Origin of the sequence: Nocardia noduli, from assembly GCF_019038455.1 — a bacterium.
In the GTDB taxonomy this organism is placed as follows: domain Bacteria; phylum Actinomycetota; class Actinomycetes; order Mycobacteriales; family Mycobacteriaceae; genus Nocardia; species Nocardia noduli.
In genome coordinates this window covers 26,748-52,571 of record NZ_JAFMPL010000030.1, presented here as the reverse complement: position 1 = coordinate 52,571, position 25,824 = coordinate 26,748, and the positions used below count along the sequence as shown (strand labels likewise).

At 69.1% G+C, this 25,824-nt stretch carries 16 protein-coding genes and 1 pseudogene; 13 read left to right on the top strand and 4 right to left on the bottom strand.

The features are described 5' to 3' along the window. The first annotated feature begins 33 nt into the window (after positions 1-33). From mihF to JZ792_RS18420, 6 genes are all read left to right on the top strand, one after another. A complete protein-coding gene (mihF, locus tag JZ792_RS18445) occupies positions 34-354 on the top strand; it encodes an integration host factor, actinobacterial type (RefSeq protein ID WP_040708330.1) in 321 nt (106 codons plus the stop codon). An 8-nt stretch (positions 355-362) separates the two neighbouring features. Next, positions 363-944 carry a guanylate kinase gene (gene gmk / locus JZ792_RS18440; RefSeq protein WP_109526877.1) on the top strand — a complete coding sequence of 194 codons (582 nt, stop codon included), beginning with the start codon at positions 363-365 and terminating at the stop codon, positions 942-944. A 128-nt stretch (positions 945-1,072) separates the two neighbouring features. After that, positions 1,073-1,345: a DNA-directed RNA polymerase subunit omega gene (rpoZ, locus tag JZ792_RS18435; RefSeq protein WP_109526878.1), complete on the top strand. Its 273-nt coding sequence runs from the start codon at positions 1,073-1,075 to the stop codon at positions 1,343-1,345. A 1-nt stretch (position 1,346) separates the two neighbouring features. Next, on the top strand, positions 1,347-2,621 hold the full coding sequence (coaBC, locus tag JZ792_RS18430) for a bifunctional phosphopantothenoylcysteine decarboxylase/phosphopantothenate--cysteine ligase CoaBC (RefSeq protein WP_438804347.1): 1,275 nt from the start codon (positions 1,347-1,349) through the stop codon (positions 2,619-2,621). Between the two features lie 238 nt (positions 2,622-2,859). Continuing rightward, positions 2,860-4,071 (top strand): methionine adenosyltransferase, encoded by a 1,212-nt coding sequence (metK, locus tag JZ792_RS18425; RefSeq protein ID WP_216911702.1) that lies wholly within the window; start codon positions 2,860-2,862, stop codon positions 4,069-4,071. Positions 4,072-4,214: 143 nt separating this feature from the next. Further along, entirely contained in the window at positions 4,215-6,515 is a 2,301-nt protein-coding gene (locus JZ792_RS18420) for a primosomal protein N' (RefSeq protein ID WP_438804346.1), read from the top strand. Positions 6,516-6,532: 17 nt separating this feature from the next. Here JZ792_RS18420 and JZ792_RS18415 read toward each other — a convergent pair whose 3' ends face one another. Next, a complete protein-coding gene (locus JZ792_RS18415) occupies positions 6,533-7,381 on the bottom strand; it encodes an alpha/beta fold hydrolase (RefSeq protein WP_216911701.1) in 849 nt (282 codons plus the stop codon). 117 nt (positions 7,382-7,498) lie between these two features. Between JZ792_RS18415 and JZ792_RS18410 the strand changes: the two genes are divergently transcribed. From JZ792_RS18410 to JZ792_RS18400, 3 genes are all read left to right on the top strand, one after another. Then, complete coding sequence (locus JZ792_RS18410; RefSeq protein ID WP_308165349.1) at positions 7,499-8,095, top strand: TetR/AcrR family transcriptional regulator; 597 nt, start codon at positions 7,499-7,501, stop codon at positions 8,093-8,095. 78 nt (positions 8,096-8,173) lie between these two features. Continuing rightward, the gene (locus tag JZ792_RS18405) at positions 8,174-8,863 is read left to right on the top strand and encodes a PadR family transcriptional regulator (protein WP_254189997.1); all 690 of its coding nucleotides are present in this window, start codon (positions 8,174-8,176) and stop codon (positions 8,861-8,863) included. 111 nt (positions 8,864-8,974) lie between these two features. Continuing rightward, on the top strand, positions 8,975-9,940 hold the full coding sequence (locus tag JZ792_RS18400) for an esterase/lipase family protein (protein ID WP_216911732.1): 966 nt from the start codon (positions 8,975-8,977) through the stop codon (positions 9,938-9,940). Between the two features lie 65 nt (positions 9,941-10,005). On the opposite strand, the gene JZ792_RS18395 is transcribed toward JZ792_RS18400, so the two are convergent. Genes JZ792_RS18395 through JZ792_RS18385 form a run of 3 tightly spaced genes read right to left on the bottom strand, consistent with a single transcriptional unit; the run spans position 10,006 to position 13,334 of the window. Further along, positions 10,006-11,196 carry a lipase family protein gene (locus JZ792_RS18395; RefSeq protein ID WP_216911699.1) on the bottom strand — a complete coding sequence of 397 codons (1,191 nt, stop codon included), beginning with the start codon at positions 11,194-11,196 and terminating at the stop codon, positions 10,006-10,008. A 28-nt stretch (positions 11,197-11,224) separates the two neighbouring features. Beyond that, the gene (locus tag JZ792_RS18390; protein WP_216911698.1) at positions 11,225-12,436 is read right to left on the bottom strand and encodes a lipase family protein; all 1,212 of its coding nucleotides are present in this window, start codon (positions 12,434-12,436) and stop codon (positions 11,225-11,227) included. Then, entirely contained in the window at positions 12,423-13,334 is a 912-nt protein-coding gene (locus tag JZ792_RS18385) for an oxidoreductase (protein WP_216911696.1), read from the bottom strand. Before JZ792_RS18385 ends, JZ792_RS18390 begins: the two co-directional genes overlap by 14 nt. 332 nt (positions 13,335-13,666) lie before the next feature. Here JZ792_RS18385 and JZ792_RS18380 point away from each other — a divergent pair, with 332 nt between their 5' ends. From JZ792_RS18380 to JZ792_RS18365, 4 genes and pseudogenes are all read left to right on the top strand, one after another. After that, positions 13,667-20,170, top strand: coding sequence for a type I polyketide synthase (locus JZ792_RS18380; RefSeq protein WP_216911695.1), 6,504 nt, complete (start codon positions 13,667-13,669; stop codon positions 20,168-20,170). A gap of 34 nt (positions 20,171-20,204) precedes the next feature. After that, positions 20,205-23,495: pseudogene (locus JZ792_RS18375) on the top strand (type I polyketide synthase); the annotation flags it as partial. Positions 23,496-23,516: 21 nt separating this feature from the next. Then, entirely contained in the window at positions 23,517-24,488 is a 972-nt protein-coding gene (locus JZ792_RS18370; RefSeq protein WP_216911691.1) for an AfsA-related hotdog domain-containing protein, read from the top strand. A gap of 13 nt (positions 24,489-24,501) precedes the next feature. Then, positions 24,502-25,803 (top strand): FAD-dependent oxidoreductase, encoded by a 1,302-nt coding sequence (locus JZ792_RS18365; protein ID WP_216911689.1) that lies wholly within the window; start codon positions 24,502-24,504, stop codon positions 25,801-25,803. Positions 25,804-25,824: the final 21 nt, after the last annotated feature.

Sequence of the window (25,824 nt, the reverse complement as noted above, 5' to 3'; positions counted from 1 at the left end):
AGTTTATGCAATGAACGATGAGACGGAGGAACCGTGGCCCTTCCCCAGCTGACTGACGAGCAGCGCGCCGCTGCTTTGGAGAAGGCGGCGGCCGCTCGCCGCGCTCGGGCGGAGCTCAAGGAGCGTTTGAAGCGTGGTGGCACCGACCTGAAGAGCGTGCTCAAGGATGCCGAGACCGATGAGATTCTCGGCAAGATGAAGGTTTCGGCGCTGCTGGAGGCCCTGCCCAAGGTCGGCAAGGTCAAGGCAGCCGAGATCATGACCGAACTGGAGATCGCTCCCACCCGCCGTTTGCGCGGGCTCGGCGATCGGCAGCGCAAGGCGCTGTTGGCCCGGTTCGACTTCGACGCCTGATTACGAGGGTGGTCGAACACACGCGGAAGGGTCGACTGGTTGTACTGGTCGGCCCCTCGGCCGTGGGCAAATCCACGGTCGTGCGGTGCGTGCGGGAATTCCTGCCCGAACTGGTCTTCAGTGTGTCCGCGACAACCCGGGCCCCCCGGCCCGGGGAAGTCGACGGACTGGACTACCGGTTCGTCTCCCGAGCCGAATTCGACGCCATGATCGAGGCGGGCGAACTGCTCGAATGGGCGGAGATCCACGGCGGACTGCAGAGGTCGGGCACCCCGGCAGGTCCGGTACGCGAGGCGCTGGCGGCGGGCAAGAACGTGCTCGTCGAAGTGGACCTCGAAGGTGCCCGTTCGGTACGTCGGGCGCTGCCCGAAGCCATACTCGTCTTCCTGGCCCCGCCGAGCTGGGACGAACTGGTCTCCCGGCTCACCTCTCGCGGGACCGAATCCCCCGAGGTGATCGCACGTCGGCTGGAGACCGCGAGGATCGAATTGGCGGCCTGTGACGAGTTCGACATCGTGATCGTGAACGACGAGGTGACCAGCGCCTGTGAGCAGTTGGTATCGTTGTTCGTTAGCACTATTTCGAGATAGGCTGCGCGCTCTTCGTCGTCGTCGGCACGAAACCGGGCCGACGACCGTCGGGCCGCGATCCCGAGACACGAGCACCCGCTGATCTCAGTACCCATCGATTTCACCGACGAACCGCAGGAGCCTCCTCAGTGAGCGAAAAGACCGTGCACGTGTACGACACTCCGATCGGCCTGACCAACCCCCCGATCGATGAGCTGCTCGAGCGCACGTCGTCCAAGTACGCGCTGGTGATCTACGCGGCCAAGCGTGCACGTCAGATCAACGATTACTACAACCAGCTCGGCGACGGCATCCTCGAATACGTCGGCCCGCTGGTCGAGCCGGGTCTGCAGGAGAAGCCGCTGTCGGTGGCCATGCGTGAGATCCATTCCGATCTGCTCGAGCATTCCGAAGGCGAATAAGATCGTCGTTCTCCCCGCCGTAGGCGGGGAACAGCCACCCGGAGGGCCAGTGACCACACGGATCGTCGTCGGTGTCGGCGGAGGAATCGCCGCATACAAGGCGTGCGCGCTCGTCCGTCGTTTCACCGAGACCGGGCACGAGGTGCGGGTGATCCCCACGGAGTCGGCGCTGCAATTCGTCGGCAAGGCCACCTTCGAGGCACTGTCGGGGAACCCGGTGCACACCGACGTGTTCACCGATGTGCCCGAGGTGCCGCACGTGCGCCTCGGCCAGGAGGCGGACCTCGTCGTCATCGCCCCCGCCACCGCCGACCTGATGGCGCGCGCCGCCCACGGCCGCGCCGACGACCTGCTGACCGCCACGTTGCTGACGGCCCGATGTCCGGTACTGATCGCGCCCGCGATGCATACCGAGATGTGGGAGCATCCGGCGACGGTGGCCAATGTCGCGACGCTGCGCGAGCACGGCGCGATCGTCATGGAACCGGCGTCGGGACGGCTCACCGGAACCGATACCGGTCCGGGCAGGCTGCCCGAGCCCGAGGAGATCTTCGGGCTCGCCATGCTGTTGCAGGAACGCCCCGACGCGATTCCGCGCGATCTGGTCGGCCGCCGGGTGGTCATCACCGCGGGCGGTACCAGGGAACCGCTGGATCCGGTGCGTTTCCTCGGCAATCGCAGCTCCGGTAAACAGGGCTACGCGCTGGCCAGGGTGGCTGCCCAGCGCGGCGCTCAGGTCACCCTCATCGCGGGCAACACGATCGAGATGGCCGCACCCGCCGCCGTCGACCTGGTGCACGTCACCACCGCCGAACAGCTGAAAACCGCCGTCGACAAGCACGCGGTCGGCTCGGACGCGGTGATCATGGCCGCCGCGGTCGCCGATTTCCGGCCGACCAATGTCGCCGCCGCCAAGATCAAGAAGGGCGCGGGCGAACCGGATGTCATCGCGTTGACCAAGACCGACGACATCCTCGCCGGTCTGGTGCAGTCGCGACGTGACGGCCAGCTGCCGGGCACCTCGATCGTCGGATTCGCCGCCGAAACCGGTGACGAGCAGGGCGATGTACTCACCCACGCGCGCGCCAAACTCGCGCGCAAGGGCTGTGACCTGCTGGTCGTCAACGCGGTCGGCGAGGGCAAGGCGTTCGAGGTCGACACCAACGACGGCTGGCTACTCGGGGCCGACGGCACCGAACAGGCCCTCGATCACGGATCGAAGGCCTTGCTCGCCAGTCGGGTGCTCGACGCGCTGACGGTCCTGCTGCACGCCTGAGTCGCGACGATCGATATCGTTGCGACGCCGAGGATCCCGGCCACGGGCGTCCGGTCGGGATCCGGGGTTGTGGATATACGGCCGGAAACCCGCGCGTGAACCGTCTGGGTCGGACGAGGTAGGTCCACACTTTGCGTCGAAGATTTGGAATAGTCTGAGTTCAAGGGTTGCGCTGTGGCGCGGTCGCACTACTGTCGTGGCCCGATACGAGAAATCCGTCGAGGAAGAGGGAACAACTGTGCCCACGTCTGGCAGCCGCCTATTCACCAGTGAGTCCGTGACCGAGGGTCATCCGGACAAGATCTGTGACGCCATCAGCGATTCCATCCTCGACGCCTTACTCGCGCAAGATCCGCGCAGCCGGGTGGCGGTGGAGACGCTCGTGACCACCGGCCAGGTCCACGTCGCCGGTGAGGTCACCACCTCGGCCTACGCCGATATTCCGAAAATCGTCCGCGACAAGGTCCTCGAAATCGGATACGACTCGTCCGCAAAGGGTTTCGACGGGAACTCCTGCGGCGTGAATATCGCGATCGGCGCGCAGTCGCCCGATATCGCCCAGGGCGTCGACACCTCGCACGAGGCCCGTGTCGGCGGCGAGGACGACGCCATCGCGCGTCAGGGCGCCGGTGACCAGGGGTTGATGTTCGGTTTCGCGACCGTCGACACCCCCGAGTTGATGCCGCTGCCGATCGCACTGGCCCATCGGCTCTCGCGCAAACTCACCGAGGTGCGCAAGACCGGTGTGCTGCCCTACCTGCGCCCGGACGGCAAGACCCAGGTCACCATCGAATACGACGGTGATCGCCCGGTCCGGCTCGACACCGTCGTGCTCTCCACCCAGCACGCCGCCGATATCGATCTCGACAATATGCTCGCCCCCGATATCCGCGAGAAGGTCGTCGACGCGGTGCTGGCCGACCTGAACGTGCCGACCCTCGACATCTCCGACGTGCGGCTGCTGGTCAACCCGACCGGCAAATTCGTGCTCGGCGGCCCGATGGGTGACGCGGGTCTGACCGGCCGCAAGATCATCGTCGACACCTACGGCGGCATGGCCCGTCACGGCGGCGGCGCGTTCTCCGGCAAGGATCCGTCGAAGGTCGACCGCTCGGCCGCCTACGCCATGCGCTGGGTCGCCAAGAATGTCGTCGCGGCCGGACTGGCCGACAAGGTCGAGGTCCAGGTGGCCTACGCCATCGGCAAGGCGGCGCCGGTCGGTCTGTTCGTGGAGACCTTCGGCACCGAGAAGGTCGATCCGACGCGTATCTCCACCGCCATCACCGAGGTGTTCGACCTGCGTCCGGGTGCGATCATCCGCGATCTGGACCTGCTGCGCCCGATCTACGCGCAGACCGCCGCGTACGGCCACTTCGGCCGCACCGACGTCGATCTGCCCTGGGAGAGCACCGACCGCGCGGACAAACTGCGCGCGGCCGTCGGCCTCTGAAACCAGCAGGTACGGGTCGTCCCGGAGTGAAGGGGGCCGTGGCGAAAGCCCCCGGCCCTCCCTCGGACCCCGGGTCCGAGGGAGTCACGCCGACCACCACATCGACAGCAGCGGGACTACCCATCGCACGGGTACTCCCGCTGTTGTCGCCTGCCCACCTCGACCGGGATTTCGACTACCTGGTCCCGCCCGAGTTCGACGACATCGCCCAGCCCGGCGTGCGCGTCCGTATCCGTTTCGCGGGCAGACTCGTCGACGGGTACCTGCTGCGTCGGCTCGCGCACACCGAGCACACCGGGAAAATGGTGAAACTCGAGCGCGTGGTCTCCGCGGAACGCGTGCTCACTCCCGAAATCCTCGACCTCGCCACCGCCGTCGCCCATCGCTACGCCGGCACCCGCGCCGACGTGCTCCGCTTGGCCGTTCCGCCCAGGCACGCTCGGACCGAGAACGGTGGGAGCGCGAAGAAGAGCGCCCCCGATCCGAGCGTGCCGGTGGAGGACCCCGAGTTCCACGAGCAGCAACGGGACTCCGGCGATCACGAAGCATCGCCGCACACGCTCGACGGTTCGACTGTGGAGAATGTCCCGGGTGCCACCGAAGAGGCCGTCGATGGCATATCCGATAGCGCTGACCTGGACGACGATGACCGGGTAGCTCGGCAGCGGTCGGTGGCGAGTCCGGCCGACGCCGCGCTCGCGGACGTCGGGATCCGAGGTGTGGGATCGGCGAGTGCGGGCAACGCCGCGCTGCCGGGAACCGAGACCTCGGATGCCGCGACGGCCAATCCGGACCACCCCGCACCTGCGGGAATCGGCACTTCCGATCCGGTGACCTTCGATCCGGAGCCGTGGGACCGCTACGTCCACGGCCGGGCATTTCTCGCGGCGCTCGGGCAGGGCAAGGGGGTGCGCGCGGCGTGGCAGGCGCTCCCCGGCGAGGACTGGGCTCGACGGCTGGCCGAATTGGCGGCCACGGTCGTCGGTGCCGGGCGCAGTGCGATCCTCCTGGTGCCCGATCAGCGGGACCTGGACCGGGTGCTGGCGGAATGTACTCTGCTGCTGGGGGATTCGGCGGTCGGACTGGCGGCGGGGTTGGGCCCGGCGGCGCGCTACCGGCGCTGGCTCGCGGTGTTGCGGGGGAGTGCGCGGGTGGTCGTCGGCACGCGTGCGGCGGTGTTCGCCCCCGCCGCCGACCTGGGATTGATCGCGATGTGGGACGACGGTGACGACACCTACGCCGAACCGCGCGCGCCCTATCCGCACGCGCGTGAGGTCGCGATGCTGCGCGCGCACGAATCCGGCGCCGCCTTCGTCGCCGCAGGATTCGCCAGGACCGCCGAGGTGCAGGCGGTGGTGGACTCCGGCTGGGCGCACGATCTGGTCGCCGACCGGTCGGTGTTGCGCAAGCACACCCCTCGGATCAGCGCGCCGGGTGATTCGGATCTGGCGCTCGAACGCGATCCGATCGCACGCGCCGTGCGCATTCCCGGCATCGCCTTCGCGGCGGCGCGGTCGGCGTTGAAGGAAGGCGCGCCGGTCCTGGTCCAGGTGCCGCGTCGCGGCTATGTGCCCGCGCTCGCCTGCACGAAATGCCGGACCCCCGCGCGTTGCAGGCATTGCAACGGACCGCTCGCGCTGCCCGAAACCCGTGGCGGCCGCAATGATCCGAACGCGGCGCACAGTCCGAGTTGCCGGTGGTGCGGGATCGTGGAGGCCGGGTTCCGCTGTCCGGTGTGCGCGTCACGCGCGCTGCGCGCGGTGGTGATCGGCGCGCAACGCACCGCGGAAGAACTCGGGCGCGCTTTCCCCGATGTGCCCATCCGTGGTTCGAGCGGCGGCGCGCTGCTCGACACGGTGGAACCGGGTCCGCAGGTGGTGGTCGCCACGGTCGGCGCCGAGCCGACGGTGCGCGGCGGCTACGGCGTGGCGCTGTTGCTGGACAGTTGGGCGCTGCTCGGCCGGGCCGATCTGCGCGCGGGCGAGGACGCGTTACGCCGTTGGATGTCGGCGGCGGCCCTTGTGCGCGCGCACGGGCAGGTGATCGTGATGGCCGAACCGTCGATTCCGACCGTGCAGGCCCTGGTCCGCTGGGATCCCGTCGGACACGCGCGCGCCGAGGTCGACAGTCGCGCCGAGGTCGGATTTCCGCCCGCGGTCCGGTTGGTCGCGATCGACGGTTCCACCGAAGCCATCGCCGAATTGCTCTCCACCGCGGCACTACCCGATCATGTGGAAGTGCTCGGCCCGGTACCGCTTCCGCCCTTCGCCCGGAAACCGTTCACGGGTGATTCACCCGTCGAGGTCGAACGCATGATCCTGCGCGTCGATCGTCGCGAGGGTGCGGCCCTGTCCAAAGCGCTGATCACCGCGCAGGCCATTCGCAGCACGCACCGCACCGATGCCCCGCTGCGCGTGCAGATCGACCCGGTCGATATCGGCTGAGCGGTCCGGACGCGTTGCTACGGCGTGCCGACCGGTCTGCCGGTGAGAAACGCGGTCATCGCCTCGGCGACGGCTTCCGGACGGTCGAGCATCGAGAGGACGTAGGCATCGTCGATCTCGACGAGTCTCGCATTCGGGATCAGGTCGGCCAGCCGTCGGCCGTGGTCGCGTGGCATCACCTTGCCCGCGGACGACCACAGGATCAGCGCGTCGCCCGAGAAATGCCGCAGTGCTTCGGTATGGGCGACGAGCTCGGCCTTGTGGAATCCGGATCTGGTGTAGGAGAGCACATCCCGGCGAATGCGCTTGTCGCGCAGCCCGGGTTCGGTCCAGCCGCGCACCAGGTCGTCGGGCAGGCTCCGGCGCGTCATCCAGCCGAACAGCACCGGGGTGTCACGCAACCACCGGACGCGTAATTGCCGCAGGGCCAGCGAGACTCCGCCGGGCAGATAGCTGGCCACGGTGGCGGTCTTACCCGGCAGGCCGGGTGGGAAGTTGTCGAACGCCTCGCAGGGCAGCACGATCAGGCGGCCGACGCGTTCGTCGAGTCCGTAGGCCGTCAGGAACAGGCCGCCGCCCCAATCGCTGTGCACCAGGGTCGTGTCGCGCAGGTCCAGGGCGGTGAGGAATTCCGCGATGAGCACGTTCAATCCGCGCATGCTCAGATCCGCGCCGGGAAGCATCGGTTCGGGATGCGCGCCCAACGGCAGATCCGGCATCAGATAGCGGAAGCCGTCGGGCAACCGGTCGATGACGCCGTCCCATTGCGTGTGATTGATGAGCAGTCCGTGCAGGAGGACGACCGGTGGGCCTTCTCCGCGTTCGGCGTAGTGGAGTGGACCCGCTGTGAGCTGGACTGTCGGCATGTGGACTCCATTCTGGGACCGCTGTCGGGCGATGCTCCGCGCGCCGTGTCCGCGAGCGGAGCTGCCCGGGTGGCAGGTAGAGCATTTGCTCTAGAGTGCTTACTCTAGTCTGGGAGTGTGACCGAGCAGATGTCAACAACCACCAGGGATCGCCTCGTGACGGCGACGGCGGAACTGATGCGAAGGCAGGGGTACTCGGCGACGACGGTCAAGCAGGTCACCGTCGCCGCACACGCCCCGATGGGATCGCTGTATCACCACTTCCCCGAGGGAAAACCACAGCTGGCGGCGTCGGCGCTACGCACATCCGGCGCCGCGTACATCCAGCTCCTGCCCCTGCTGATGGATCCGTACGACGACCTGCGCGAGGCGATCCCCGCCGCCTTCGCCGCGGCCGCCGAACAGATCCGGGACTCGGGCTGGATGAATATGTGCCCGGTCGGGACCGTCGCGGGCGAGATCGCCGACAGTGAACCCGGACTGCGCGAGGTCACCGCCGAGGTCATCGGCTCCTGGGTCGAATCGGGGTCGGACTATTTCGTGCGCCGCGGTCTCGCCGCCGCCGACGCCCGTGAGCTGATCTTCGCGGTGCTCGCCGCGTTGGAGGGCGCCTTCATCCTGTGCCGCACCCTCCGGTCGGTCGAACCGTTGCACGCCGCGGGGCGTGCGATGGCGTCGCGGGTGGAGGTGATGGTCGCGGCGTCGGGCGGCTGAACCCAGAGTGGGCGTCGTCACCGGGAATGATCCCCGACTTCCTTGCGTTCGATGCATTGTCGATATATCGTCGATAGTATGAAACGAACACGAGAGCCTGAGGAGGCCGAGATGAACACCCTCGACAATCAAGATTTCGGACGGCGTGGACGCCGTCACGGTCACCACCGCGCCGATATCGAATTCGGCCCGGATTTCCACGGCCGTCGCCGCGGCCCACGCCAGGGCTTCGGTCCCGGCTTCGGCCCGGGGTTCGGCCCCGGTTTCGGGCCGGGCCCGCAGTTCGGACGTGGACGCGGTCGCGGTGGCCGAGGTAGGCGCGGTGACGTCCGCGCCGCCGTATTGCTGCTACTGACCGAGCGTCCGATGCACGGATACGAGCTGATCCAGCAGATCCGTGAGCGCAGCGACGATGTCTGGCGTCCGAGTCCGGGATCGATCTACCCCGCGCTGGCCCAGTTGGAGGACGAAGGTCTCGTTCTCATCGAGAAGGTCTCGGGTCGTAAGACCGCGAAACTGACCGAGACCGGGACCGCGTACGTCACCGAGAACCGCGAGGATCTGGGCGACCCGTGGGCCGATGTCAAGACCGATGTGGGCGCCCAGGCCATCGACCTGCGCGGACTCGTCGGACAGCTGATGGGCGCGGTCGGGCAGGTCGCCGCGGCGGGTACGCCCGAACAGGCGGAGAAGGCGGCCGAGGTGCTGACCGAGGCGCGTCGCGCGCTCTACCGCATCCTCGCCGACGACGACGCTACCGAGAAGTAACCCCCGGACCTGTCCTGCGCGTGTGCCTTTCACGCCATTTCGGTTCATCATTGTGAGATGGAACAGCCGAAGGGTGTGTTGGGTTGGGGAGTATCACAGTGGGGCAGGTCGATGCTGATCTGCGTCATGGCCGGAGCCGTCCTGTTCGGCTCCGGCGCGGCGCGGGTGCACGCGGATCCGAGTTCGAACCACGCGCCCCCGGAGATACCGACCGCGAGCGCCCCCGCGCAGCCCGATCACCTGGCCGCGGCCGTCTATCAGAAATTCCATTGGAACGTCGTTCCCGCGGGCGTGAACAACGTCGACTGCGTACCCGCTGACCCGTCCTCGCGACCGGTGATCCTCGCGCACGGCACCGATTCCACCGCGTACTCCGATTGGTCGGCCATCGGCACGCTACTCGTCGACGCCGGAATCTGTGTTTTCGCATTGAACTACGGCGCGGCACCGGGCGCGAACACCTACGGCACCGAGGATATGCGGGTCAGTGCCGCCCAGGTCGGGGATTTCGTCGATCTGGTGCTGGCGCGGACCGGCGCCGACCAGGTCGATCTGGTCGGATTCTCCCAGGGCGCCAACGTGACTCGGTACTACATGAACAAACTCGGCGGCGCGTCCCACGTGCGGCAGTGGGTCGGACTGGCGTCGCCGAGTTACGGCGGGGTGATGTACGGGCTGGCTCCGGTCGCGCAGATGATCCCCGGGGCATTGGAACTGTTCGCGCGGGTGACCTCGCAGGCGGTGATACAGCAGGCGCAGGGATCGGCGTTCATGCTCGAACTCAACGCGGGCGGCGACACGGTTCCCGGACCGAGATACGTAACGGTCGGCAGCCGCGTCGACGAGATGATCCAGCCGTTCGAGAATATCGCCCTGCGGGGCACAGGCGCGGAGAACCTCGTGCTCCAGGATCTGTGCCCTGAGGATCTGACCGGGCATTTCCACATGGTCTACGACCCGTTCGTGGGGGAATTGCTGCTCGACATCCTCGACCCGGCGCGCGCCCCCGCGCCGGTGTGCCGTCCGGTGCCGCTCGGTACCGGCATTCCCGAGGTGATCATCGCGGGCAATTCCTGACCGCGACCGACGTGAACGGCCCCGTGATTCCGTCCGGAATCGCGGGGCCGTTCCGCGCGGGTGGGTCAGCAGTTGCTCGGCGCCGGTTCCCCGCGGAACCGTGCTTCGATGAAATTCCACGCTCCGGGGAATCCCGCCACCGCCGTGGTCATGTGCTCGGAGATGTCGTAGGTGACGAAGGTCAGGTGCGCCCCCGCCGCGCAGTATCTGTCGGCGACCTCGGCGGCGGATTGGAACGGCGTCAGTTCGTCGTAGATGCCGTGCCAGTAGTACAGCGGCGCGGTCGGCACGTCGGGAAAACGGCGGACGCTGTTCTCGCGCAACACCGCCCGCGCCTCCGGGTTGTCCATCAGGCTCTTGGTCGCGGCCATCTGCTCGGCATTGCGCAAGGCGCCGTTGGCCAGGATGAAACGCCTGCATTCGTCGTGGGTGAACTCCCGGAACCACAATCCGGTCTCGTTGAGCTGGGCCGAGATCGGCAACCGCGTCGGATACTCCCGCTCCAGGCCCATCGCCGCGGCGAAGGCGAGCCCGAAGCCGGGGTGCGGTCCGAAACCGATCCCGAGCGCCATCTCCTCGACATCCACCGGGATACCGCCCGCCGCGACGCCGACCAGTGGCAGATCGGGGGCGTAGGTCGGCTGCAACGCGGCGGCCCACGCGCTCGCCATCGCGCCGCCGGAGTACCCGGCCAGCGCGACGGGCGAATCCCCGAGTCCGAGGCCGGTCGCCCGCTTGAGCGCCCGCACGCTGTCGAGGGTGACCATTCCGCTCAGCCGTGCCGCGCCGTAGGCGACCGTCGGCCCCAGGTAGTCGGGCAGTGCGATGGCCCAGCCGCGCCCGAGCGGAAGTACCGCGCCGAGCGCGTCCAGGGTCTCCTCGTTGAACAGCGAATACGACGGATTGCATTTGGTGCCGAGCGAATTGATCAACGCCTGGTAGGAGACCAGCGGCGGGTTCACCGCGCCCTCGGGGATCAGCACGGTCGTCACGCCCATGATGGGATCGCCCGCCGAGTTGGTGGACCGGAACGCGACGTTCCAGTAGTCGACGCCCTGGAACGGGCCGGTGTCGACCTTGCGTGTGCGCACCACGTCGCCGGGCTGGAGCGCGGCGAGATCGTCGGGGGCGTGGAAGAACGGGTCGGGGTTCGGCGTCGGATAGAGGGGTTCGCTCGACGCCGTCGAATGGGTGGACATGGCGAGGCCGACGAAACAGACGGCGGCGATCAATGCCCTGAACCAGGTACCGGTCATGAGGTCGATCCTTGGAAGTCGGGGCCGGTCAGCAGTTGCTCGGCGCGGATTCGCCGCGGAAGCGGGCGTCGAGCCAGCTCACCGCGGACGGGAAGCCGAGTACGGCGGTGGCGAGGTGATCGGGGCTCGGATACAGCTCGGACCAGAGCCTGACCCCGGCCTGGCAGTAGCGGCGATTGGTGCGGTCGACGGATTCGACCGGGATCAGCGGGTCGGTCGGGGTGTGCCATTCGAAAACCGGCACGGTCGGGGTGCCGTCGAACAGTTCGAGACTGTTCTCGCCACTGACCTGCCATACCCGCTCGTCATCGATCAGCGACGTGGTCGAGGCGAGCGCGCCCGCGCTCTGCATGGCGCCGAGCGCGATGAGTTCGTAGGTGCAGGCGTTGGCCATCGACGCCCGGATCTGCTTGCCCTGCTCGTTGAGCTGATCGCTGATCGGGAGCCGGTCGGGGTATTCGCGCTCCAATCCGAGCGCCGCGCCCATCGCCAGGCCGAACATCGGGTGCGGCGCGAGGCCGAGCCCGCGGGCCATGAGATTGATATTCATCGGAACGCCGCCCGCCGCCGCGCCGACCAGACGCAGTTCGGGGGCGTATCGAGGTGCGAGCGCGGCGGCCCACGCGGTGGCCATGCCGCCGCCGGAATAGCCGAGCATCGCGGCCGGGCTCTCGGCGAGGTCGAGTCGGGGAACGCGCTGCGCCGCGCGGATTCCGTCCAGGGTGATCTGTCCGCCCAGCCGTGCCGCGCCGTAGGCGGCGGTGGGGCCGAGGTGATCGGGCAGCGCGATACTCCACCCGCGCAGCAACATGGTGTTGAGCAGCGGGACCGCGCGGTAGAGCAGGTTCGGGTCGTAGTCGTAGAGCCCGTGATAGACCGAGCATCGGGTACCGAGACCATTGATGATGTGCTGATACGACAGCAGGGGAGCCCCCGGTCGGTGCTCGGCGGGGGTCAGCACCGTCGTGGTCGCCGCGATAGGTCGGCCCTGGGAGTTCGTCGAACGGAATTTGATCAGGGTGACCGTCGCGGTCGGGAAGTACGGCAGCGGCGGCTCGGAACGCACATCGATGACGTCACCGGGCGCGGCGTCGGCGATGCCCGCCGGTGTGGCGAAGAACGGGTCGGGGTCCGGGTCCGGGTAGACGGGCTGGGCCATGACCTGGCCCTGACAGGTCAGCCCCGTCGCCGCACCGATCATCAACGCGCAGATCAGGATTCGGGTCCTAGTGAGCTTCATGGACGGTCCCTGTGGCAGTAGGTGCTATCGGGAAGCGGAGTCCGGTGGCCCGCTCGGATTCCTCCCACAACCGTTGCCGCAGTGCGGGATCGCGCGAGAGCGAACTCGACGGGGTCGCGGCGACCGGGCCTCGGGTGTGCATCAGCCGGGTGGGGCCCCAATAGGTTCCCGGGTCGGCTTCCGGTGCGGTGGCAGCGAACAGCATCGATCGCGCCGCGGCCGCCCTGGACTGTCCGACGAGTCCGATGAAGGGTTCGGCCACCAGATCCAGCGGCGTGCCGGTCCTGGCGACCAGCCCGGTGGGGGCGACTCCCGGATGGACAGCGTAGGACCTGGTGGCCGATCCGGTGCGTTCGAGTCGGTCCTGTAATTCGCGGGCGAACATCAGCGTCGCGAGTTTGGACTGCGCGTAGGCGCCCGATCGGGAATAGCGGCGGCGTTCGAACTGCAAATCATCCAGATGTAATGCGCGTATCCACTTGTGGGAAATGCTGGAGACCGACACGACGCGGTCGGTGATGCGGTCCAGCAGCAGTCCGGTCAACGCGAAATGCCCCAGGTGGTTGACGCCGAACTGCATTTCGAAACCGTCCGCCGTCCTCGCGAACGGGATGTTCATCAGACCGGCATTGTTGATCAGAACATCGACTTCGCCACGCCGGTCGGCGAATTCGCGAACCGACGCGAGGTCGGCCAGTTCGAGTCGCTCGACGACGATATCTCCGTCGATGTCGCGCGCGAATTCACGCGCCCGCTCGACGTCGCGGCATGCCATCACCACCGTCGCCCCGCGGTCGGCGAGCGTCGCGGTGACGACTCGGCCGAGACCGCCGTATGCCCCGGTGACGACGAAAGTTCGGCCCTGTTGGTCCGGTATCAGGCCGGGGTTCCACGTCATGGGGGCAGACACTATGGCAGCCTGCGAAACCCGAGCAATGGTTGCTGGGCAAGCCCCAGTGGCGTCACACCCGCCATTGTTGTGTCTCCCAAATACCCTGATTGCGAATGCGATTCGTCACGACCTGTCCTAGCCTGACGCACAGTGACACCGCAGCTCGCGCTGTGTGTCGCCCCACTTTGTCCGCTAACTGTGTCGCATCGACGGTGTCGTGCCGTCGCCGTCCGGCCGGTGCGACGCGATGGGGCCGGCGATTCGAATTCTGCCGCCGTCGTGTCTGGTTCCACGGTAATGACGCATGCCGTTACCGCTGATGCAGGAGATGTTTGCCCATGGCGAATGAGAACGAGCTTCGCGCCTATATGAAAAAAGCGATCAAGGAATTGCAGACCACCCGGGGGCGGTTGGCGGATCTGGAATCGAGGGCGCACGAGCCGATCGCGATCGTCGGGATGGCATGTCGCTATCCGGGCGGCATCGAATCGCCGGAACAGCTGTGGCGCGCGGTGGCCGACGGCGTCGACCTGGTCTCGGACTGGCCGCGCGATCGAGGCTGGGACACCGACGGGCTCTTCGACGCAGAACCGGGCATCGAGGGCAAGACCTATGTCCGGTCCGGTGGATTCCTGGACGGCGCAACAGAATTCGATCCGGCGTTCTTCGGGATCGGGCCGCGCGAGGCCCTCGCCATGGATCCGCAGCAACGGCTGGTGCTCGAGACCGGCTGGGAGGCGTTCGAACGGGCCGGTATCGATCCGACGACCGTGCGCGGCAGCGCCACCGGTGTCTTCGTCGGCATGATGACCGATGCCCAGACCCCGCCCGCGCACACCATGGGCAAGGATCGCCACGGCGTCCTCCCGTTCCTGATGACGGGCCAGGCGGCGAGTATCGCCTCCGGCCGCATCGCCTACACCCTCGGGCTGGAGGGGCCCGCCGTCACCATCGACACCGCCTGTTCGTCGTCGCTGGTCGCGGTGCACCAGGCGGCGCGGTCGCTGCGCGCGGGGGAGTGTTCGCTCGCGCTCGCGGGCGGGGTCACGGTGATGGCGACCCCGTCGGCGTTCATCGCGTTCTCGGCCCAGCGCGCGCTCGCGGGCGACGGCCGCTGCAAATCCTTCGCCGCGGCCGCCGACGGCACCGCCTGGGGCGAGGGCGTGGGAATGCTGCTGCTGGAGCGCCTTTCGGAAGCTCGACGGCTCGGGCATCCGGTGCTCGGCCTCGTCCGGGGTACCGCGGTGAATTCCGACGGCGCGTCGAACGGGCTCACCGCGCCGAACGGATTGTCGCAGCAGCGGGTGATCAGGACCGCGCTCGCGGACGCGGGTCTGGAGGCCCGCGACGTGGATGTGGTCGAAGCGCACGGCACCGGAACGACACTCGGCGATCCGATCGAAGCCCAGGCGCTGCTCGCGACCTACGGTCAGCAGCGCGGCGATCGCGATCCGCTGCTGCTCGGGTCGATCAAATCGAATATGGGCCACACCCAGGCCGCCGCGGGCGTCGGCGGCCTGATCAAGATGGTGATGGCGATGCGTCACGAACTCGTCCCGCCGACCTTGCACGTCGACGAACCGTCACCGCATGTGGACTGGGCCTCGGGCGCGGTGCGCCTGGTCACCGAAGCGACACCGTGGCGGCGGTCGGACCGGTCGCGGCGGGCGGCGATCTCGTCGTTCGGGATCAGCGGAACCAACGCGCACGTGATCGTGGAGGAGGCGCCCGCCGAATCGGTCGCCGCGCCCGCCGTACCCGTCGATCCGGTGGTGACGCCGTGGGTGGTGAGTGCGAAATCCGAGGCGGCACTGGCCGCGCAGGCGGCGCGGCTGGCCGACTTCGTCGCGGCGGCCGACTCCGCGACAGCGGACCTCGCGACGGCCGATATCGGTTACACGCTGGCCGACGCGCGGGCCCGATTCGAGCACTGCGCCGTCGTCATCGGCGGTGATCGGGCGCAGTTGCGGGCGGGACTGCGGGCGCTGGCCGACGGTGTCGGCACTGCTGCGGTGGTGCGCGGCGCGGCGGGCGGACCGGCCTCGGTGGCGGTGATGTTCCCCGGCCAGGGCGCGCAGCGCGTCGGCATGGGCCGCGATCTCTACGAGCGCTATCCCTTCTACCGCAACGTCTTCGACGAGATCTGCGCCGCCTTCGACGTGCATCTGGACAGGTCGCTGCGTGACCTGGTCCTCGGCGGCGAGGACACGGAATCGGTCGATCTGCTCGATCGCACCGAATACACCCAGCCCGCCCTGTTCGCGACCGAGCTCGCGGTCTATCGGTTGGCCGAATCGTGGGGTCTGCGCGCGGATTTCCTGATGGGACATTCCATCGGCGAGATCGTCGCGGCCCACGTCGCCGGGGTGTGGTCGCTCGCCGGCGCGGTCACCCTGGTGGCGGCGCGCGGCAGGCTGATGCAGTCGCTGCCCACGGGCGGCGCGATGATCTCGGTCGCCGCGGGCGTCGACACCCTCGCCGGACTGCTCGACGAATTCGGTGACGTCCTCGGTGTCGCGGCGGTCAACGGGCCGCGAGCCACGGTGCTGTCCGGCCGGGATGCCGCGATCACCGCCGTGGCCGGCAAACTCGAGGCCGACGGCGTCACGGTGCGCAGGCTGCGGGTCAGCCACGCGTTCCATTCCCCCCTGATGGATCCGATCCTGGACGAATTCGCCGAGGTGTGCGCGAATCTGACCTACGGGACGGCGGTTGTCCCGGTCGTCTCCGCGCTCACCGGGCGCGTGGCCGAGACGGCCGAGCTGAGTTCACCCGACTACTGGGTGCGGCACCTGCGCGAACCGGTGCGATACCTGGACGCGGTGCGCTGGGCCCACGACACCGGCGAGGTCACCTGTTTCGTCGAGGCGGGGCCGGGCACGACCCTGTCCGGGCTGGTGCTGGGAGGCGTTCCCGAGGACCGGGCCGACGCCGTCACCGTCGCCCCGCTGCAACGACCGGGGTCGGCGGGCGAGATCGCCTTCGTCCACGGACTCGCCACCGCCTACACCGGCGGCGCACCGGTCCGCTGGACCGCCGCCTTCGCCGAGACCACCGCGCGGCGGGTCGACCTGCCGACCTACGCGTTCCAGCGGGGCAGGTTCTGGCTCGAGAGCGCTTCCGGCGGCGATATGCGCCAAGCCGGTCTCGGCGCGACCGACCACCCGCTGCTCGGCGCGGCGATCAGTCGCGCCGACGACGGTGGTCTGCTGCTGACCGGACGGCTCTCGCTGCGGACGCACCCGTGGCTGGCCGGGCACCGGATCGGTGGACAGGTGCTGCTGCCCGGCACCGCCTTCGTCGAACTGGCCTGCCACGCGGGCGAACTCGTGCACACACCGGACATCGGCGAACTCGTGCTCGAAGCGCCGCTGGTCGTGCCGGAGAGCGCGGCGGTCGAGGTGCAGGTCGTCGTCGGCGCGACGGGTGCGCAGGGCGCGCGGACCGTCGCGGTGTACTCCCGGCCGCAGGGTGCGGGCACGAATGTGGCCGAAGGTCGCTGGCTGTGCCACGCGAGCGGCAGCCTGGTTCCCGCGTCCGCCGAACAGCGCGTCAGCGGTGACCTCGGCGCCTGGCCGCCCGCGAACGCGGTGGCACTGCCCGCGAACGACCCCTACGACGGGATGGCGGCGGCCGGATACAGCTACGGCCCGGAATTCCAGGGGCTGGGGCGAGTGTGGCGTCTGGGGGAAGTGGTCTTCGCGGAAGTCGCCCTCCCCGAGCCGATTCGCGGCGACGCCGAACACTTCGGCATCCATCCGGCCCTGCTCGACGCCGCGCTGCACGCGATGATCCTGGCCGGGACGATCGGCGTATCGGGCAGCGGCGGAATCCGCCTGCCGTTCGCCTGGGAAGGTGTCCGCGTGCGCGCCGTCGGCGCCGCGGCGCTGCGGGTGCGCATCGCGCCGCGCGGGCCGGATCGCGTCGAGTTGGAACTGGCCGACACCATGGGCGGGATCGTCGCGACGATCGACGCGCTCGTCATGCGGGAAATCCCCCGCTCGGCACTCGGCGCCGCCGCCCCGGTCGCCGACGACGCGCTGTTCGAGACCACCTGGGTACCGGTGCCGCACGGCACGCGCACGGACGGAACCTGGTCCGGCGACGACTCGAACCTCCGATACACGCACTCGAACAACGACTTCCGGGTCATACCCCTGTTCTCCGACGCCGCCGGACCGTCCGGCGACGACCTGCCCGACGACGTACACGCCCGGCTCGCGACCCTGCTGTCCCGACTCCAGGATCTGCTCGCCGCCGACGATTACGACCACCCGGCACTGATCGCGGTCACCTGCGGCGCGGTGGCCGTGCACGGCGCCGAGGACGTCCCCGACCTGGCGGGCGCGGCGGCCTGGGGACTGCTGCGCAGCGCGCAGACCGAGAATCCCGGCCGTGTCCTGGTTCTCGACGTCGACGACCGCGCCGACTTCCGCTCGGCCGTCGCCCTCGCCGCCGAATCCTTCGACGAGGGCCAGCTCGCGCTGCGGCACGGCGAACTGTTCGCCCCCCGACTGACGCGCGCCGGAGCCGATACCGTCGGCTCGGCCGCGCTCGTCGAATCACCGTCCTGGCAGCTGGTGACACGGGGCAGGGGCACCCTGGACGGCGACAATATGATCCTGTCCGACGTGCCCGACACCGCGGCGCTGGAGCCGGGACAGGTGCGAATCGCGGTGCGGGCGACGGGGATCAACTTCCGCGACGTGCTCATCGTGCTCGGCATGTATCCGATCCCCGATACGCCCGTCGGCGGCGAGGGCTCCGGAATCGTCGTCGAGGTCGCCCCCGACGTCACCGACCTCGCGCCGGGGGACAAGGTGATGGGCATCTTCACCGGCGTCGCCGCGACGGTGGTCTCCGACCATCGGACCCTGATCCGCGTTCCCGAGGGATGGTCCTTCGAACAGGCGGCGGCCACGCCGATCGTCTTCGCCACCGCCTACTACGCACTCGTCGATCTCGCGGCCGCGCGGCCGGGGGAAACCCTGCTCGTGCATGCCGCGACCGGCGGTGTCGGCATGGCCGCGGTGCAGCTCGCCCGTCATCTCGGACTCGACCTCTACGTCACCGCGAGCACAGGCAAATGGAAAGTGCTGCGCGACATGGGCTTCGCCGACGATCGGATCGGTGACACCCGCACCGTCGACTTCGCGGACAAGTTCGCGGCCGCGACCGACGGCCGCGGCGTCGACATCGTGCTCGACTCGCTCGCGGGTGACAAAGTGGACGCGTCGCTGGGACTGCTGCCGCGCGGCGGTCGCTTCATCGAGATGGGGCTCACCGATCTGCGCGACCCGCAGACGGTGGCGGCCGATCACCCCGGCGTGCGCTACCGCAACTTCCTGCTGATGGAGGCCGGTCCGCAACGTCTGCGGGAGATCCTGGCCGAACTGGTGCGGCTCTTCGACACCGGCGCGTTGCGCCCACTTCCGGTGACCTCCTGGGACGTGCGCCGGGCCCCGGCCGCGTTCCGCCAGCTCAGTCAGGCACGCCATATCGGCAAGTACGTGCTCACCGTGGCACCCGGACCGGACCCGGCGGGCACCGTGCTGGTGACCGGCGGTACCGGCGGACTCGGCGCGCTGATCGCCAAGCACCTGGTCACCGCGCACGGTGTCCGTCATCTACTGCTGGCGGGCCGACGCGGTCGCGCCGCCGACGGCGCGACCGAACTGGAAGCCGAACTCACCGCGCTCGGGGCCGAAACATCCATCGTGGCCTGCGATCTCGGTGACAGGTCGGCGGTCGACGCGCTGCTCGCCGGGGTGGACGAACGTCATCCGCTGACCGGAATCGTGCACGCCGCGGGCATCGTCGACGACGCGCTGCTGTCGGACCAGAACGGTGAACGGCTCGCCCGGGTGCTGCGGGCCAAGGCCGATTCGGCCTGGCATCTGCACCGGGCGACCCGCGATCTGCCGCTGTCGATGTTCGTGCTGTACTCCTCGGTCGCCGGACAACTCGGTTCCCCCGGTCAGGCGAACTACGCCGCCGCGAACGCCTTCCTCGACGCCCTCGCCCAGCATCGCGTGGCCGCGTCTTTGCCCGCGACCGCGCTGGCGTGGGGTCTGTGGGAACGCGCGACCGGCATCACCGGCCACCTCACCGACCGTGACCGCATGCGGATGCGCCGTGACGGCCTGATCCCGCTGGCCGACGCCGAGGGCGTCGCCCTGTTCGACACCGCACGCGGCACCGGCCACACGGCGCTTGTGCCCGCGCGGCTCGATCTGGACGCGCTCCGATCGCTGGGCGAGGCGTCCGAGATGCCGCCGGTCCTGCGCGGCCTGCTGCGTGCCCAGCGCCGTGCCGCCGACGCGAGCGTCGCCGAGGCGGCCGCCCTGGTCGCCGGTCTGACCGGGCTCGGGCCGGTGGAACAGGAACGCGTGATCCTCGGCGTCATCCGGTCGCACGCCGCGGCGGTGCTCGGCCACGAATCGCGCGAGGCGGTGCCGCCGGACACGGCGTTCACCGAACTCGGATTCGATTCGCTGGGTGCGGTCGAATTCCGTAACCGGCTCAAAGCGGCGACCGGGGTGAAACTGTCGACCACCGTCGTCTTCGACTACCCGAACGCCGCCAAACTGGCGCGCTACCTGCGCGAGGAGATCGCACCGGAACGGGACCCGGTGCAACATCTCGTCGTCCGGTTGGACACCGTGGCGCAGGAATGCGCCGAACTCGACGGCGAACAACTCGGCGTGATCGTGGCCCGCCTCGGCGAACTGGCGCGCCGACTCGGCGGGGGCACCGGCGAAACCGTCGACGACATCGATGACGCCGACGACGACGAACTGTTCGAACTCATCGATCAGGTTCGCCCCGCGAGCCTCGGCTGAAAGGGCGACCGTGGCGAACGAAGCCGAACTGCGCGATTATCTCAAACGCGCGGCACACACCATCAAGGAGACGCGACAGCGCCTCGACGAGATCGAATACCGGGCCCGCGAGCCGATCGCGGTCGTGGGGTCGGCCTGCCGGTTCCCCGGCGGCATCGACTCACCGGAGCTGCTGTGGGAGGCGCTGCTCGAGGGCCGCGACCTGATCGGCGACATGCCGGAAGATCGCGGCTGGGATATCGACGGGCTCTACGATCCCGACCCGGACAAATTCGCGAAGTCCTACACCAGGTCCGGAGGTTTCCTGGACCGGGCGGGCGCGTTCGACGCGGGCTTCTTCGGGATCGGTCCGCTCGAGGCGCGGGCCATGGATCCGCAGCACCGACTGCTGCTCGAAGTGGCCTGGGAGGCGATCGAACGCGCCAGGATCGATCCGTCGACCCTGCGCGACGGACCGACCGGCGTATTCGTCGGGCTCAGCGAACAGGGGTACGGATTCGGCTCGGCCCAGCAGTGGGACGGCGCGGAGACCTATTTCTTCACCGGGAACGCCGCCGCGATGGCGGCGGGACGGATCGCGTATCTGCTCGGTCTGGAAGGTCCCGCGCTCACCGTGGACACCGCGTGCTCGTCGTCGCTGGTCGCCGTGCACCAGGCGGTGCAATCGCTGCGCCTGGGCGAATGCGCGACCGCGCTGGCCGGTGGCGCGGCCGTGATCGCCACACCCGCGCCGTTCGCGCTGTTCTCGCGCCAGCGGGCATTGGCGCCGGACGGACGCTGCAAGTCCTATGCCGCCGCCGCGGACGGCACGGCCTGGGGCGAGGGCGCGGGACTGCTGCTACTGGAACGACTTTCGGACGCGCGCGCCAACGGCCATCCGATCCTGGCGGTCATCAGGGGTTCGGCGATCAACGCCGACGGCGCGTCGAACGGACTGACCGCGCCGAGCGGGATCGCGCAACGCCGAGTCATCCGGGCCGCGCTCGCGGCCTCCGGGCTCACCACCGCCGAGGTGGATGTCGTGGAAGGGCACGGCACCGGAACGGTACTCGGCGATCCGGTCGAGGCCCAAGCCCTGCTCGCCACCTACGGTCGCGGACGCGGCGACAGCACCCCGCTGCTGCTCGGTTCGATCAAATCCAATATGGGCCACACCCAGTCCGCGGCGGGGGTGGCCGGACTCATCAAGGTCATCGAAGCCATGCGACACGGCGTCGTCCCGGCGACCCTGCACGTGGATACCCCGACACCGCACGCGGATTGGGACGACGCCGGGGTCCGGCTGGTCACCGAGCCGACGCCCTGGCCCGAGGTGGACCGGCCGCGCCGCGCGGCGGTGTCGTCCTTCGGAATCAGCGGCACCAATGCCCACGTCATCGTCGAACAGGCCGCCCCTGCCGCCGCGACCACCGCTCCTGCTTCTGCCACCACCACCGCTGCCACCACCGCTGCCACCACCACCACCGCTGCCTCCGCTGCCTCCGCCGCCGCTGCTGCCACCGCCACCGCCGCCGCCGCTGCCACGACTGACGCCGCTGCCGTTGCCGCCGCCACCGGAGGCGACGCTGCCACTGCCGACAGTGTCACCGCCACCGATCCGCTGTCCGCGATCCGAGGTACCGCCCCCACGGCGTGGGTTCTCTCGGCGAAATCCGAAGCCGCGCTGCGGGAACAGGCAGCCCGGCTGGCGAGCACGCCGCCCGCCGACCCCGTCGACATCGGGTACTCCCTGGTGCGCACCCGCGCACGATTCGATCACCGCGCGGTGATCGTCGCGGCCGACGCCGACGAACTGCGGCGTGGCGTGGACGCGCTCGCGGCGGGCACCCGCTCCGCGGCGCTGGTCCGTGACCGCCGTCGCGGCTCGGGGAAGATCGCCATGCTGTTGTCGGGCCAGGGCAGCCAGCACACCGGGATGGGGCAGCGGCTCTACCGGGCCTATCCGGTCTTCCGCGCCGCCTTCGACGAGGTGTGCGAGTTGTTCACCCCGCATCTGGAGCGCCCGCTGCGCGAGGTGATCTTCGACGCGGCGGCCGCGGATTTGCTCGGTCGCACCGATTACACCCAGCCCGCGCTGTTCGCGATCGAGGTCGCGCTGTTCCGGTTGCTCGAATCCTGGGGAATGACACCGGATTTCCTGGTGGGACATTCGATCGGGGAGTTGGCGGCCGCGCATCTGGCCGGGGTGCTGTCCCTGCCGGACGCCGTCACGATGGTCGCGGCCCGCGGACGTCTCATGCTCGGTCTTCCACGCGGGGCGATGACGTCGGTGCGCGCTTCCTACGACGACGTCGTCGCGGGTCTGGCCGAATCCGGGCTCGACGTCGCGGTCGCGGCGAGCAACGGCCCCAACGCCACCGTGGTCTCCGGCGCGCCCGAGGCGATCGAGGCCGCCGAAGGGTACTGGCGAAGCCGAGGACGCCGGGTGAAACGCCTGGACACCGAACGCGCGTTCCATTCGCCGCAGGTGGACGGGATACTCGACGAATTCGCCCGCGCCATCGCGGATATCCGGTTCGGTGAGCCGGTCCTGCCGATCCTGTCCACGGTCACCGGGGCGCTCGCCGGACCCGCCGACATGTCCACGCGCGATTACTGGGTACGCCAGCTACGCGAACCCGTGCGCTTCCACGACTGCCTGCGCCACGTCGCGGACGCGGGCGCCTCGGTCTTCCTGGAAGTGGGTCCGGCCGACATTCTCTCGGCCATGGTCTACGAGACGGTGACCGATCCCGACACCGTCGCCGTTCCCGCGCTGCGACCCGGCATCGACGAGGCGACCTCGGTCACCAGGGCCGCCGCCGCGGCGTGGGTGCGCGGGGCCGCGCTGGACTGGGTCGGCACCTTCGCGGGCAGCGGTGCGCGCACCGTCGACCTGCCCACCTACGCCTTCCAACGCGAGGTGTACTGGGCGCAGACCGATCGTGCCGTGCTCACCGAATTGATCGGCGCGGAAGGCGCGCAGCTCGCCGTAGGTGCTGACGTCTTCGTTCGAGTCGACACCGCCGAGCGGAGCGGAGCCGCCGAACTCCCGATCGAGGTGGCCGAGGCGGATCGCGCGGAATACGCCGTGCGACTGGTGATCTCGCAGATCCGCGAGATCCTGGTCGATCTGGCGGAAGACGATGTCGCCCTCGACGCGACCATTCTGGAGATCGGCCTCACATCGCTGTCGGCCCTGGAACTGCGGGCCAGGATCAACGCCGCCGCCGGGACATCGATCACCCTCGAGGACCTCTTCCTGCATCCGACCCCCCGCGCCCTCGCCGACCTGCTGACCGACCGGCTCTGGCCCGCCGAACCGGTCGTCGTCGGCGCACCGTGACACGAAGCCCGAGGTGAATCCATGGAGAACCAGCTGACCAGCGGCCGCACCGCCGCGCGCCGGGCCCTCGGCTTCGACCAGGCGGTGCCGCGTTCGCTCGCGCATCGCAGCGCCGTCGCCGAGGTCTTCGTCACCGACACCGCGGCCGTCGGCGACGAATTCCTCGCGGCCGTGCAACTTCCGCGCGCGCACTCGCTGTGGTTCGACCGCCTCGTCACCTACCACGATCCGTTGGCGGTACTCGAGGCCGTCAGGCAGTCGCTGCTCGTCATCGGACAGCGGTACCTGCGCGTTCCGGTCGACGCCCCGGCGAGTCTGCAACGCATGGGTCTGTGCGTGGAGGATCTCAGCCTCTTCCACGACGACGAACGGGCCCCGCTCGAGGCCGTGGTGCGCATCCGCTCCGACCGGAACCCCGCCGATTCCGGGTACTTCCGCGATATCTCGTTCGATGCCACCGTCACCGTCGACGGCGCGGCGGCGATGACCGTGCACGGCGGCGGCATCGCCTTCCCCCGCGACGCCTACGACGAGCTACGCGCGCTGCAACAGGACAGCCGCGACCCCGGCACGATCACCGAGGTCGACTCTCTCGACCCGAATCTGCTGGGCCGCAGGGATCCTCGCAATATCGTCCTCGGCCGAGCGGGGGAGCGCCTGCTGCTCGTCGTCGACCAGCGCCATCCCAGTTTCTTCGACCACCCCTACGACCACGTGCCGGGCCCGCTGCTGATCGAGGCCTTCCGGCAGGCGGCGCTACTGGCCGCGACCGAGGCGAACCAACTCGCCGCCCCGATCGCCGCCGTCACCGAATTGCGTGCCGAATTCACCGAATTCATCGAACTCGACGCCGACATCGACTGCGCCACCGAGATCGTGCCCGGATCGGCGCCCGGTTTCCCGCTGGTGTCGATAGGACTGCGGCAATACGGCAAGCAGATCGCCCACGGCACCGTCGAGTTGTCGTCGTATCCGTCGATCACCCACCGATAGGAACAGGAATCCCATGAGGCGTACGCAGATATCCCGCAGATTCGCCGTGGTCGGCGGTGGTATGTCCGGACTCGCCGCGGCCCATCGGCTCTACGAGGCAGGCCACCGGGTCGATCTCATCGAAGCCGACGGAGTACTCGGCGGCCGCATGGGTTTCGACATGTTGGGCGAACGCCCGATCATGGTGGGCGGCAAGAATATCGGCCGCCGCTACACCCAGGTCAGGGCCTTCGTCGCGGCCATGGGCGGCGCCGAATACGAACAGTTCGGCATCAACAGTTCACAGATCATCGACGGCGAACTGACCACACTCGACAACCCCGGCGTGATCGGACTCGTCCGTCACCTGCTGCGCATCGGCACCCCCGCCGATGTCGTGACGATGCTGCGCTACGGCGCGCGGGTCCGGCTGTCCGCCCGCAACCGCTACCTCGGCTCACCGCATTTCACCCGCGTCGGCGCGGCACTCGACAACGCCACACTCGACACCTATTTCACCCCGGGGCTCGGTCGTCATGCCTTGCGGCCCATGAGTTTACGGCTCAATGCCGCCGAACCGGACGAAGTCTATCCGGGCACCTTCGGTGTGCATCTCGGCATGGTGATGGACCGCTACGATCAGTTGGTGCGCGGTTTCCAGCCGGTCGTCGACGATTTCGCGAACCGGATCACCGTCCGACTCGATACCAGGGTCGATGGCATCGTGCTCGACGACGGTCACGTGCGCGGACTGACCCTGTCCAGCGGTGCGGGCGCCGCCACCCGCCAGGACTACGACGGCGTGGTGCTCGCGACCCCCGCGTTCGCGACAGCCGCGATCGTCGCCGACGGCCTGCCCGCGTTGGGCAAACTCCTCGGCGAGGTCGCCTATCACCCCTCCACCGTGGCCGTCGTCGAATACGACGGTGAGATGTTCACCAGCGCCGTGCGCTCGATCGCCTTCGACACCGGGCCGTGCAGTGCGGCCGGAGTCTACGGAATCGACGACCGCCACATCGTCCGCTACACCTTCAGCGGTGCGCAGGCGCGCCCGGTCCCGAGTTCAGGAGTCCTCGGCGCCTGGATCGACGCCGCCGAGAAACAGGTCACCGACCACCTGAAAACCACACCGCCGCAGCGTGTTCGGACGCGAACCCGCAGTTGGGAGGCCGCGCACTGCGCCTACGTCCCCGACCACGGTGAATTCCTCTCCCAGGTCGCGACCCAGGTCGCCGCCGTCCCCGGCCTGGAACTGGCGGGCGACTACCTGCTCGGCGCGCAGCTGGAAGCCTGTTTCCGCTCCGGCGCGGCGGCCGCGCGTCGCTTGCACGGCTGAGTCCGCGCCCGGGCTCGATGG